The sequence below is a fragment of the Massilia sp. GER05 genome, from assembly GCF_052056005.1.
Lineage (GTDB): Bacteria > Pseudomonadota > Gammaproteobacteria > Burkholderiales > Burkholderiaceae_D > Telluria > Telluria orientalis.
Window position 1 is genome coordinate 4,960,541 of sequence record NZ_CP178858.1, and the last position, 12,403, is coordinate 4,972,943.

The following is a 12,403-nucleotide window of genomic DNA, read 5'->3' on the forward strand; positions in this document are numbered from 1 at the left end:
TCGAATCGAACTAATCTTTGCTCGCGTTGGCCGGATGTCTCCGTGAATTCTGCCAACCAGTGGTTCGATAGAAGATCGTGGCAACCTCATATCAGCATGTCGATGATAAATAGAAGGATGAAGCCCAGAAAAAACATTGCAGTCTGCACCGGTGTCTCGATTTCCTCGTGAGCCTCGACCAGCAATTCCTCAGTCACTAAATACAGCAACGCGGCGACGCCAAAAGCGAGCATGGCGTCTACATAGACCGGCGTGACGGAACTTAATAGAATTGCACCGGCTGCAGCACCAATCAGTAGTGCGACAACAAGCATTGCCGTCGTTCGGATGATTACTGAGCGGGCCTTTCCTGCACTGCGAAGGGAAGTCGCGCAGGAGACGCCAAGGAAAAGCAGCTCGAGTACCAGGCCCACCGTCAGCAGCAATCCCTGTTTTGCTCCGGCTGCAAAGGATAAGCCAATCAGTGTGCCGTCGAGGCCGACATCCACGCCCATGGCTGTAACCAGGCCGCGTGTACTACGCTCACCTTCCGCCTTTTCCGCTCGGTCGCCAATCCATTTCAGCGTCAGCATCAATGCCACACCAAGCGAAAAGCCGATCAAGGTGGGCCACGGCATCCGGCGATGCATCAGATCGGGGAGTAGTTCTACTGCGAGAACACTGAACACCGTGCCGGCGGCAAAATGCTGAACACCACTGCGCAAGCCGGCACCGGGCTCACGTATGGCTGCGATGACAGCGCCGACCACTATGGCGACAGCCGGAAACGCTGCATATGTCAACACTTTCAATAACAGCCCAGTCATGACGGAACCTTTGGTGATTCAGACGACTTCGTTCCAGGAAAATTGCCGGCATCCCGCTCGGCACGTGCCGTGGGTTGCTGCCCATCGGTTACTTTAGGCGTTCCTGGATAGGCCAGCAGGCGCAGCGCATTGATCACAACAAGCAAGGTCGAGCCCTCGTGAAACAGAACTGCGGTACCGATGTTAAGGCCGAGAATCGTCGCCGGGATCAATACCGCAACAACACCAAGGCTCACCCAAAGGTTTTGTTTGATCACCCGTTTGGTCCGCCTCGAGAGCCCAACGGCAAATGGCAACTGGCTGAGGTCGTCGCCCATGAGTGCGACGTCGGCCGCCTCAAGCGCGACGTCCGAACCGGCTGCGCCCATGGCGATGCCGACAGTCGCGTTGGCCATTGCCGGGGCGTCGTTGACGCCATCACCAACCATCGCAACCTTGCCATGGCGCTCACGCAAGGCTTTAATGGTTTCGACTTTTTGCTCAGGCATCAGGTCGCCTTTAGCCTCGGTCAGGCCAACCGTACGTGCTACCGCATCGGCGACCTGCTGGTTATCACCCGAGATCATCACCAGCCGTTCAATTCCCAGCTCACGTAGCTGCGCCATCACCGCCGTCGCGGCCGGGCGCGGCGTATCCATCACGCCGATCACGCCGAGGAATCGCTCCCCTTTTCGTACAACCATCGTGGTCCGCCCGGACTTGACCAAGCTGCCATTGGCGTCGACAAGCTCGGACGGCATCTTCATGCCGTCCATCTCGCCGAAGAACACTGGCTTGGCGATGAAGGTCTGCTCGCCATCAATCATCGCCTGGACGCCCCGTCCAGTGATGCTGCGAACGTCTTCGGCCTGCGCAACCTGAACACCCGGCTGTAAGCGCTTCTGTCCACCCTCGACCAGCGCCGTAGCCAAGGGATGGTCGCTATGTGATTCGACGGCCACGACGACGGATAGCAACTCGGCTTCGCTCACACCGCCAGCTGTCGTCACATCGGTGAGCTTGGGACGCCCCTCGGTGAGGGTACCGGTCTTGTCGAACGCGATCGAACTGAGACTGCCGAGATTTTCAAGAGGGCCGCCGCCCTTCACCAGGACACCGCTGCGCCCAGCTCTCGCGACTCCGGACAGAACGGCGCTCGGCACAGATATCGCGAGCGCACATGGACTGGCCGCCACCAGCACCGCCATCGCCCGGTAAAAGCTGTCCGAAAATGATTCGTCGATCACGAGAAATGCAAGCATCAGCAGCGCTACCAGCGCGAGGATGACGGGGACGAAAATGCGTTCGAACTTGTCCGTAAACTGCTGGGTGGGCGAGCGCTGGGCTTCGGCCTCTGCAACCATTTGGACGACCCGCGCCATGGTCGACTGTGATGCAAGGCGCGCCACCATCACTTCGATCGCGCCAGCGCCGTTGATGGTGCCGGCGAACACCCTGTTACTTGCGTCTACGCGTTCGAATGCAGCGATTGCCGCCTGTCCATCCTTGACGGCGACTTTATCGACCGGAACGCTTTCACCCGTTACCGGGGCCTGATTCACGCTGGATGTTCCCTTTACCACGACGCCATCGGCCGGCAGCCGTTCGTTTGGTTTTACCAGCACGACGTCCCCCGGCTTGAGGGTTTCGACTGGAACCTCCTCGGTGCCGTCGCCGCGCTTGACCAACGCTTTTTCGGGAGCAAGCTCAGCCAACGCCTCTATCGCGCGGCGCGCGCGCCCCATGGCGAAGTGTTCCAGCGAGTGGCCGAGGCTGAACAGGAAGAGCAGCAGGCCGCCTTCAGCCCATTTACCCAGGGCGGCAGCGCCGACTGCCGCTACCAGCATCAGCGTATCGATTTCGAAGCGGCGCTCACGGATGTTCTCGATGGCTTCTTTCGCGGTAAAAAAGCCGCCGCAGAGGTAGGCCCCGATATACAGTGCTAGCGATACCCAGTCGGGCGCAGATCCGCTCCGCTCGACCAGCCAGCCGGCCAGGACGAAGATGCCAGCAAGGACAGCAAAAATTAATTCGGTATGTTCGCCAAATATCCCACCGTGGGAATGCGCATGTCCCTCATGGGCATCCTGATCACCATGAGCATGTGCCTTCCCTTCCTTTTCGTCATGCTCATGATCGTGGCCGGCATGGTCGCCATGCTCGTGTTGATGGCCGCGATGCGTGGACAGGTCGGTGGCGCCAGGCGATTCAGTGACTTTCTCGACAGGCGCATCGTCATTAGCCAGCGCTGCGCCGAGCGACCGTATCTGTCCTTCCAACTCCTTCTGCGTGATTGCAGAGCGCTCGTATTCGATACGGATGGCTCCGGACGGAGATACTTCTGCTTCCAATACACCCGAGGTCCGGCGTAGCCGAGCAGCGAATACCCTGGCACTCCGGGCATGCAGCGGCACTGGCGTGCGACCAATGTAATGCGCAAATTGTTCCGTCAAGCGTGCTCCAATCGCCCTCACCAGTTCGCGTAATCTCGACACGTTGATCACTGCGGGATCGTAATGCAGACAGAGTACAGGTCGTGCGTCCTCAAGCGTTTTCATATGAACGCGCTCGACTCCGGGCCGGCCCTCAAGCAGACCGATCAGCCGGTCAATGCACGGGTCGTTCGGATCGTCTACCGCTGGAAGTACCAGCGGTAGTTCCAGTCGTACTCGTTCGGCAGTTTTCATATCGTCACCTTTCGTCGATGCCAGCAGTATGCAATTCAGCTACTGCCCGGTCCGTGCAGAAGCGCACTGAAGCGCACGCATGAAGTTGGTTCGTCTTACTTTCTTTTTTTCTTGCGCGCTGGCCCTAGCTTTGCGCGGCTGGCGCCGCCTTTCGACCCGCGCTTATTGCGGCGTTCGATCCAAAAAAAGAAAATCAGCAACGCGAGGACGCCGCACAGTGCAACTGCAAACGCAATAAGAATTGTCAGGCCATGAAAATCCGCGTGCGCATCCATATCGTGTTTCCTCTGCAGGTTCAACTGGTTGCCATGAACCTTAGTTCAATCAAAAGTGGCGCTTTGGATGCGGCCTCTCGTTCGGACCTTTAACACGTACGCCGCCAGCAAGAGCCCGCAGCGTACGCTCCGTCTTCCTCTACACCGGCACCCGAACCGGCTCCGACTTGATGTCCGCCACGTCATCGTTTCGGTGCGTCAGCCGGTACAACAGTGGCAGCACCAGCAGCGTCAGCGCGGTCGACGACAGGATGCCTCCAATCACAACGGTAGCCAGCGGACGCTGCACCTCGGCCCCCGTGCCGGTGGCCAGAGCCATCGGCACGAAACCCAGCGACGCAACCAGGGCCGTCATCAATACGGGCCTGAGCCTGGTCAGCGCACCGTGGCGAATCGCCTCTTCCAGCGCAATGCCGCCCTCTCGCAGCGACCGGATGAACGAGATCATCACCAGGCCGTTGAGCACCGCGACGCCAGACAAGGCGATGAAGCCGACTGCCGCCGAAATGGACATTGGTATGCCACGCAATGTCAACGCAAGGACGCCGCCGGTCAGCGCGAACGGAATGCCCGTAAATACCAGCAACCCGTCCTTGACGTTGTTGAACATGACGAAGAGAAGCGTGAAGACCAAGAAAAGGGCCAGCGGCACGACAACCTGCAGGCGGCGCGTCGCCGACTGCAGCTGCTCGAACGTACCGCCCCAGGTCGTCCAGTAGCCGGACGGGATCTTCACGTTCTTTAGAATTGCGGCCTCTGCCTCCGGCACAAAACTGCCGATGTCGCGGCCTTGCACGTTCGCGCTGACGACCACCCGGCGCTTGCCGTTTTCGCGGCTGATCTGGTTCGGCCCCGGTGCAAACGACAGCGTGGCGACCTCACCGAGCGGGATGAAGGAAGCCGTGCCGTCGGGTGAACTTGGCGGACGCGAGATCGGCAGCCGCTTGAGCGCATTCAGGTCGGCGCGTAGCGTTTCCGGCAGGCGAACCGTGATGTCGAAGCGACGGTCGCCCTCGAACACGGTACCGGCTTCACGGCCTCCCGTGGCAATCGCAAGCGTTTCCTGGACATCGTTGATGTTCAGGCCGTACCTGGCCGTCTTCGAGCGATCGATCTGGACGGTCAGCATCGGCAGACCACCGGTCTGCTCGACCTTGACTTCGGTTGCGCCCGGCACGCGCCCGAGCACCTCGGCGATCCGCTGCCCCGTGTCGGCCAGCACATCCATGTCGTCGCCGAACACCTTGATGGCCACGTCGCTGCGAACGCCCGAGATCAGCTCATTGAAGCGAAGCTGAATCGGCTGCGAGAATTCATAGCCATTGCCTGGATACTTCTCGGCCTCTTCCTTGATGGCCGCAATCAGCTCGCTGCGGCTTTTCTTTGGCGCCGGCCACTTGTCTTCGGGCTTGAGCATGACGTAGCCGTCCGAAATGTTCTGGGGCATCGGGTCCGATGCGATCTCCGCCGTACCTGTTCGGGCGAAGACCCGGTCGATCTCCGGGAACTTCGCTTTCAGCCCGGCCTCGAGGCGCTTCTGCATGTCCAGCGACTGTGTGAGGCTGGTCGCCGGAATGCGTAGCGACTGAAGGGCGATATCGCCTTCGTTCAAGCTCGGCACGAACTCGCTACCCAGGCGCGCCGCCAGCAAACCCGACAGCACTACCAGGACGATCGCGCTTGTGACGACCAGCGCGCCGTTGCCCAGCACCCTCTCGAGCATTGGCGCGTAGCCCTGGCGCGCCCAACCCATCAGCCGGTTCTCCTTCTCGGCTACGCGCTTGCCGATGAAGAGCGCGACCGCGGCAGGAACGAAGGTGATCGACAGGATCATCGCCCCTAGCAGCGCCGCCACGACTGCGAAGGCCATCGGGTGGAACATCTTGCCTTCCACGCCGGACAGCGCAAAGATCGGCAGGTAGACGACCATGATGATCAGCTGTCCGAACAATAGTGGACGGCGCGACTCGCCGGCGGCCGCGAACACCTCATGGAAGCGCTCTTGCAGCGTCAATTCTCGACGGCGGTGTTCCTGGGCGTGGGCCAGGCGCCGTACGCAGTTCTCAACGATGACCACGGCGCCATCGATGATGATGCCGAAGTCCAGCGCGCCAAGGCTCATCAGGTTCGCGCTCACCTTGTACGTGACCATGCCGGTAAAGGTGAACAGCATCGCCAATGGAATGACCATCGCGGTAATCAGCGCCGCGCGGAAGTTGCCGAGGAAAAGGAATAGGATGACGATGACCAGCACCGCTCCCTCAAGCAGATTTTTCTTCACCGTCGCGATGGCCTTGTCGACGAGCACGGTCCGGTCATATACCGGCACTGCGTGAACGCCTGCCGGCAATGTGCGATTAACCTGCACCATCTTGTTCGCAACCGCCTGCGCCACAACCCGGCTGTTTTCGCCGATCAGCATGAACACCGTGCCCAGCACGACTTCCCTACCGTTCTCGGTCGCGGCACCGGTGCGCAGCTCAGCGCCGAGGCCCACCTCAGCGACGTCGCGCACACGGATCGGCACGCCGCGGACGTTGTTCAGTATCGTGTTGCGAATGTCGTCGAGGGTACGCACCTGCCCGGGCGCGCGGATCAGGAGCTGTTCGCCGTTCCGTTCGATATAGCCGGCGCCGACGTTGCCGTTGTTCTGCTCGATGGCCGCGACGACGTCCTTGAGCGTCAGGCCATAGGAGCTCAGCTTCGCAGGGTCCGGCGTGATGTGATACTCCTTGGCGAATCCGCCAATGGAATTGATCTCGGTAACGCCGGGCACCTGGCGTAGCTGCGGCTTGATGATCCAGTCCTGGACTTCGCGCAGGTCGGTCGGTGTGTACGGCGTGCCGTCCGGCTTCTTCGCGCCCGGTTCGCTTTCGACCGTCCACAGATAAATTTCGCCCAGGCCGGTCGAGATTGGCCCCATCATCGGCGAAGCACCCTGCGGAAGATTTTCCCTGGCCTCCTGGATGCGCTGGTTGACCAGCTGACGGGCAAAGTAGATGTCGGTGCCGTCTTTGAAAATCACGGTCACCTGGGACAGGCCATAGCGTGAGAGCGAGCGCGTTTGTTCCAGGCCCGGCAGGCCGGCCATCACGGTTTCGATCGGGAAAGTGACGCGTTGCTCGACCTCGAGCGGCGAATAACCGGACGCCGAGGTGTTGATCTGGACCTGGACGTTGGTGATATCAGGCACTGCGTCGATGGGCAGCTTCTGGTAACTGTAGACGCCGATTGCGGCCATGCCGAACACAGCCAGCATGACAAGCCATCGGTGCTCGATGGCGAAGCGAATAATTCGATCAAACATGGGGCAGCCTCCTGTCAGTCTTCATGCTCGGCGCTGCCCTTGCCCTGCTCAGCTTTCAATACGAAGCTGCCGGTCGTGGCATACACAGCCCCGGGTTCCAGCCCGGAGACGATCTCGACAAACTTGCCATCGCTGGCGCCCAAGCTCACGTTTTTCTCCTGGAAGCCCTGGGGAACACGCACAAAGACGATGGATTTGCCATTCTCCGTTTGGACTGCGTCGGAGACGACCGCAACGGGAACCTCACGCGCTCCGCGTGTCATATTGACGTTGACGAAGAGCCCCGGGCGCCAGGCCAGCTTGGGGTTAGGCAGAACCACGCGGGCATTTGCTGAGCGGGTTTCCTCGCCCAGAAGCGCGCCCACATAGCTGACCTTGCCGGTTGCCGACGAGTCCGATGCAGTCGATTTCACGGTGGCAGTCTCGCCAACGCGGATCGCTTCCAGATCCTTTGCCGTCACCACGATGTTGACCCACACCGTGGAGAGGTCGGACAGCAGGAAGACATTGGTGTCCTCCTTGAACATTTCGCCCTGCGTGATGTGCTTTTCCACGACCACGCCGTCGAAGGGAGCCCGCAGGACATACCGGTTCAGCGGGCCACCCGAACTACTGGCGCCCAGCGCGGTGAGTTTCGAGTTCGCCGTCTGGGCAGCGATTTCCGCTTCGCGATAAGCCTGTTGGGCCTGCAGGTAATCCTGCTCGGCCGAGATCTTGTCCAACCACAGCTTCTTTTCGCGCTCGTAGGTCACCTTCGCCAGGCCGAGGCGCTTTTGCGCCGCCAGCGCGGTGCTGCGCAGATCGGCAAGCTCGGGGCTCGAGATCACGGCCAGTACCTGGCCCTTCCTGACGGTCTGCCCGAGGTCGGCAGAAACGGACTCGGCCACACCTGCCACCCGAGGCACCACGTGGGCCGTCCGGTCTTCATTGAAACGTACTTCGCCAGGCAACTGGACGACGTTGCCGATAGTCGCAGGCGCCGCCCTGACGGTGGCAATGCCGGCGGTACGAATCTGCTGCTCGGACAGCACGATCAGGCCGTTGCCGGCTTCCGCGCGCTCCCCTCCCTTTTCTTCTTTCGAAGCGCCGGCCTGTTCGCTATGCGCTTCCTGCACGCCTTCGGTCTGTCCGTCTTTTTTCCAGAAAATGATGGCGGCGCCGAGCAGAATGCCGACGAGTACGACGCCCAGAATGGACTTCCGGGACTTTTTATCGATATTGAACTTCATGTTGAGATTCCTGTGAAATTACTTGCTCTGGTCCGGCCTGAGCTGGACATAGCGCCCGAGGTCGGCTACCGAGCGGTAGCGATCGGACAGCGCTCGCAAATATTGGGCACGCGTCTGGAACAGGGTCCGCTGGGCATCGAGCACATCGAGGAAGCTGAATTTGCCGGCCTCGAAGCCTGTTACCGCGGCGTCATATGTAGTTTGCGCGACCGGGAGGATGTCGGCCGTGATGCTGGCGATTTCCTGCTGCGCCAACTGGGCACGCTGATAGGCCTCGCTCAACGCCTGGCCCACACGCAGGCGTTCGGCATCGAGATCGCTGCGCGCTTTGTCGGTGCGGCGCAGCGCGGCCAGCATGTTGCCCTGATTACGGTTGAACAGCGGCAAAGGGACCGAAACGCCGAGGACCGCCTGGTTATGGCCGATCTGCTCATCGCGCTTGCTACCCACGGTGACCGTGACATCCGGTACACGCTGCGCGCGTTCAAGCCGTACCTGGGCCTCTTCCCGCTCGACTTGGTTCCGGGCCCGGCGCAGTTGCGGCCCTGCTTCGAGCTGCCGGCGCAGCGCGTCCAAAGGCGGTAACGCCTGGACATCACTAGCTGGCCGCTCCAGCGACAGCGGCCCTGCGTCGGTGCTGCCCCAGAGCGCGCCGAGCCGCTGCTTGGCCAGGTTTAGCTCGGACGACGCTTGCGCCAGTTCGAGCCGCGCACCCGCTTCCGCAACCCTCGATCGGGATTCTTCAATGGGTGAGATGCGGCCCGCAGTGACGCGCTTGGACGCCGCCAGCGTGGCCTTTTCGGCGACCTGCACCGATGCCCGTGCCAGCTCCAGGCGTTCCTGGGCAATGAGCGCTTCGAAATAGGCGGTGGTGACATCGGCACGTAACTGCGCCAGCGTAACCGCGACGTCCTGAAGAGCCACCTGCCGCTCACGCTCCGCCACATCGACGCGCGCCGAGCGTTTGCCGCCCAATTCGAGGCGCTGGTTGATCTGAACGGTTTGTGTCCGGTTGGTGCGATCCATACCCTCGCGTAGAACGGAGAGCTCAGGATTGGCGATGAGACCGGCCTGTGACTTGGAGGCGTCCGCAATCGCGACACTTTGCGTTGCAGAACGCAGTGTCGGGTTCGACGCCAAAGCCAAGCGTATTGCCTCCTCCAGGTTGATGACTGTCGCCGTGGTCGACGGCGCCGGTGCATACGGGCGCGCGCTTACTGAAATTGTTTGCTGATCACTTTGCTGTACAGCAGCTGCGAGCAACGGCATGGATAATGCCGCTGCTCCCAACATGATGAATCTTGGTCGCATGGATAACTCCGAAAATGAAAACGAAGGTCATCCGGCGGTGGCATAGCAGGACTTGGGCTGCACTGAGCGCCCGAAGTCAATCTGCCAAATCAGGAAAAATATGGCTCCGCCGGATCTACGCGGCGGAATTCCATTGAGGCCGTTCAGGCGGCGAAGTGTAGATGGTGGACAGCGGGACAATATCCGTGTCCGGAGCAGCGCTAGCCCATTGCAGATACAGCGGGGCATGCCACGTATCGATCGCAACCGTGGCGTGATGACACGATGCGCAGTGGGTGTGTACGGCGAATTTTTTCACTACGGACGAAGTATCTTTGGCAGCGACCGGAAACTCGTCACCGTCCTCGACGTGCTGGTGATGGCCGAAGTGCTGCGCGGCGCGGCCCGTCTCGTGCATGCAATACGCAGCCACCGTCGTCCAGCTGAACTGGAGAGCGACAATGGCTGCAATGATGTACACGAAGCGACGGGTCATGGGCGGAATATAGCATGGCCCGACGATGGCCTGCCAGACAATGCGCGCGCCGCCGCGACGTGTCGCCCTGTGTCGCATCTGATTATGCTCCCTTGGCCGAGCCTGCAGCCTGACGGAACCGCAGCAGCCTGAGCTCGAACGTGATCGTCGAAACGTGGTGACGCTCAGCAGGTAACACGACCGAGTCCGACGGAAGGTAAAGAACATGTCCGAACACAGAGGCTGGGCAGTGAGGCTCTGCCAGGGCCGATCTGTCGTCGTCGGCTACGAATATGGCTTCAGCAGCGACGGCGCCGGCCTGCCCGACGCTGTGATGGGTAACGCCCGCGGGTGTCGTCACGCAACACTTGTCCGCCGCTGCCAGGGCAACCTGGAGCGGATAGACAAGAAGAAGGAGGATGATGACCCAGCGGCGCATTGATAGTCTTATGACGTTGAAGTGCTCAAGCCGCGCAGTTCGGCACGGGCACGCCCAATGATGTCGCGTGCTCCCGAAAGGCCGAGCACGGCCATGATACTGGCAACCGCGATATCGGGCCAACCAGCTTTGGTGCCGAAGACCCCGATGGCGGCCAGCAGCACAGCCAGGTTGGCGATCATGTCATTACGGGTGCAAAGCCAGACCGAGCGCATGTTGGCGTCTCCATTACGGAAGGCGTACAGCAGGAACGCGACCGCACCGTTTGCGACAAGAGCCACGATGCCGATTACGCCCATGGTTTCTGCTTCCGGCACGTGGCTGCCCAGGCCAATCCAGAGTGCACGCGCCAACACGAGCACGCCGAACGCGCCCATGACGATGCCTTTGACGTAGGCCGCGCGCGAACGCCAGATCGTGGCCATCCCGAGCACGAACAAGGAGACAGCATAATTGCCGGCATCCGCCAGGAAGTCAGCCGAGTCCGCCATCAGGGCAACAGAGCCTGATTTCACGCTGCTTACCAGCTCGACGCCGAACATCATGAAGTTGATGAGCAACGCGATCCAGAGAACCTTGCGATAGCGGTGGTCCGGTGGCGGCGATTGGGAACTGCACGATCCAGAACAGCAAGACGACATGGAAACCTCCAAAGCCAATGACCGTATTAAAATCCCTCTAGCTACTACAAGGTCAAGTGGAGAGTTACATGAATATGCGAATTGGTGAGCTGGCGAAACTGACGGGATGTCAGCCCGAAACTATACGGTTCTATGAGCAAAAAGGACTGCTGCCACCGCCGCTCAGGTCCCAGGCAAACTATCGGATGTATGATGCCGCCCATGTCGAGCGCCTGCACTTCATCAGGCGCTGCCGCTCCTTGGGAATGTCGCTGGATGAAGTGCAGACCCTGCTCGGCTTTCAGAATCAGCCGGATCAGCCGTGCGGCGGCGTGAATGACCTGGTCGACCGACATATTATCTCGATTGATCGGCATATTGCCGAGCTGCAAGCTCTGCACGCTCAGCTTTCCGAGCTGCGGCAGACATGCGACTCGGCTCGCCCTGCGGGACAGTGCAAAATCCTGAAGCAGCTCAGCGATACAACCCCACCGTTACCAGCGAATGAATCCATCATCTAGCCGAGGGAACTGCCGAAACCGCAGCAGCCCCCCCGATGGACGCCACATATAAAGCTCCTCCTCTAGCTCCGCCGATTCTTCCGTACCGGACGAGTCAGCTTTCGCTGACCTCCGTCCTTGCGAGGTTTGCACTTATCGCTCCATCGAAGCCATGCAAGGAAAAATAGCACCGCGACCAGAACGCAAGCAGATACAACGAACGCAAGAAGAATTGTCAGGCTGTCGAAATCTTCTGGCGCATGCATTTGTAGCCATTTTCCCTATTTTGCCTTGCGCGACGACCAATGGAAGTGCGTGACTGCCCAGGTGTCGCCTATTTTCTCGAGCACTGCGGTCTCGGTTCCAAACAAACGAACCGCCGAACCTTTATACGTGCCTTGCGTCTCGGTTTCCTGAATGACGACGGCCATGTCGCCAGCAATCCGCTCGCTTCCCTTTATCACCTTCCGGCTTGTGTTCTTTGCGAATGCGACATCGGCGGGAAGATGGTGCCCTGCGTACTCGTCCTTGGACTGCTCGACATGACCACTCTCGAAGATCTGGACTGCGGGACTGAGTAGCGACAGCGCCCTTGCGGTATCACCGCTGGCGACCGCTGCATGGTATTCCCCAACGACCTCGGTCGGACTGGCGGCGAAGACGGAAAGTGATGTCGCGGCAAAAAAGGCGAGGCAGAACAGTCGGCGCATCGAGGCTCCTTATAGACCGAAATTACAAGCCTGACATTACACCAGAGATGGGTAAGCACCTCAAATTTTTTTTCGACAGTCCTACC

General features: G+C 60.3%; 11 protein-coding genes. 2 read left to right on the top strand and 9 right to left on the bottom strand.

Annotated elements, in window-relative coordinates:
* Positions 1–86: 86 nt before the first annotated feature.
* The 7 genes from ACL58G_RS21950 to ACL58G_RS21980 all read right to left on the bottom strand — a co-directional run bounded on the left by ACL58G_RS21950 (position 87) and on the right by ACL58G_RS21980 (position 10,069).
* Positions 87–806: a ZIP family metal transporter gene (locus ACL58G_RS21950; protein WP_440963157.1), complete on the bottom strand. Its 720-nt coding sequence runs from the start codon at positions 804–806 to the stop codon at positions 87–89.
* Positions 803–3,472: a heavy metal translocating P-type ATPase gene (locus tag ACL58G_RS21955; RefSeq protein ID WP_440963158.1), complete on the bottom strand. Its 2,670-nt coding sequence runs from the start codon at positions 3,470–3,472 to the stop codon at positions 803–805. The genes ACL58G_RS21950 and ACL58G_RS21955 overlap by 4 nt, the downstream gene beginning before the upstream one ends.
* Before the next feature lie 95 nt (positions 3,473–3,567).
* Positions 3,568–3,747 carry a hypothetical protein gene (locus ACL58G_RS21960; protein WP_440963159.1) on the bottom strand — a complete coding sequence of 60 codons (180 nt, stop codon included), beginning with the start codon at positions 3,745–3,747 and terminating at the stop codon, positions 3,568–3,570.
* 139 nt (positions 3,748–3,886) lie between these two features.
* Positions 3,887–7,054, bottom strand: a complete 3,168-nt coding sequence (locus tag ACL58G_RS21965; RefSeq protein ID WP_440963160.1) for a CusA/CzcA family heavy metal efflux RND transporter — start codon at positions 7,052–7,054, stop codon at positions 3,887–3,889.
* A gap of 14 nt (positions 7,055–7,068) precedes the next feature.
* The gene (locus ACL58G_RS21970; RefSeq protein ID WP_440963161.1) at positions 7,069–8,283 is read right to left on the bottom strand and encodes an efflux RND transporter periplasmic adaptor subunit; all 1,215 of its coding nucleotides are present in this window, start codon (positions 8,281–8,283) and stop codon (positions 7,069–7,071) included.
* 18 nt (positions 8,284–8,301) lie between these two features.
* On the bottom strand, positions 8,302–9,594 hold the full coding sequence (locus ACL58G_RS21975; protein WP_440963162.1) for a TolC family protein: 1,293 nt from the start codon (positions 9,592–9,594) through the stop codon (positions 8,302–8,304).
* Between the two features lie 115 nt (positions 9,595–9,709).
* The gene (locus tag ACL58G_RS21980; protein WP_440963163.1) at positions 9,710–10,069 is read right to left on the bottom strand and encodes a hypothetical protein; all 360 of its coding nucleotides are present in this window, start codon (positions 10,067–10,069) and stop codon (positions 9,710–9,712) included.
* A gap of 205 nt (positions 10,070–10,274) precedes the next feature.
* Between ACL58G_RS21980 and ACL58G_RS21985 the strand changes: the two genes are divergently transcribed.
* A complete protein-coding gene (locus ACL58G_RS21985) occupies positions 10,275–10,490 on the top strand; it encodes a hypothetical protein (RefSeq protein ID WP_440963164.1) in 216 nt (71 codons plus the stop codon).
* Between the two features lie 5 nt (positions 10,491–10,495).
* Here ACL58G_RS21985 and ACL58G_RS21990 read toward each other — a convergent pair whose 3' ends face one another.
* Complete coding sequence (locus tag ACL58G_RS21990; RefSeq protein WP_440963165.1) at positions 10,496–11,047, bottom strand: cation transporter; 552 nt, start codon at positions 11,045–11,047, stop codon at positions 10,496–10,498.
* Between the two features lie 149 nt (positions 11,048–11,196).
* Between ACL58G_RS21990 and cadR the strand changes: the two genes are divergently transcribed.
* The gene (gene cadR, locus ACL58G_RS21995) at positions 11,197–11,628 is read left to right on the top strand and encodes a Cd(II)/Pb(II)-responsive transcriptional regulator (RefSeq protein WP_440963166.1); all 432 of its coding nucleotides are present in this window, start codon (positions 11,197–11,199) and stop codon (positions 11,626–11,628) included.
* 260 nt (positions 11,629–11,888) lie between these two features.
* On the opposite strand, the gene ACL58G_RS22000 is transcribed toward cadR, so the two are convergent.
* Positions 11,889–12,317 (bottom strand): nuclear transport factor 2 family protein, encoded by a 429-nt coding sequence (locus tag ACL58G_RS22000; RefSeq protein WP_440963167.1) that lies wholly within the window; start codon positions 12,315–12,317, stop codon positions 11,889–11,891.
* Positions 12,318–12,403 lie beyond the last annotated feature (86 nt).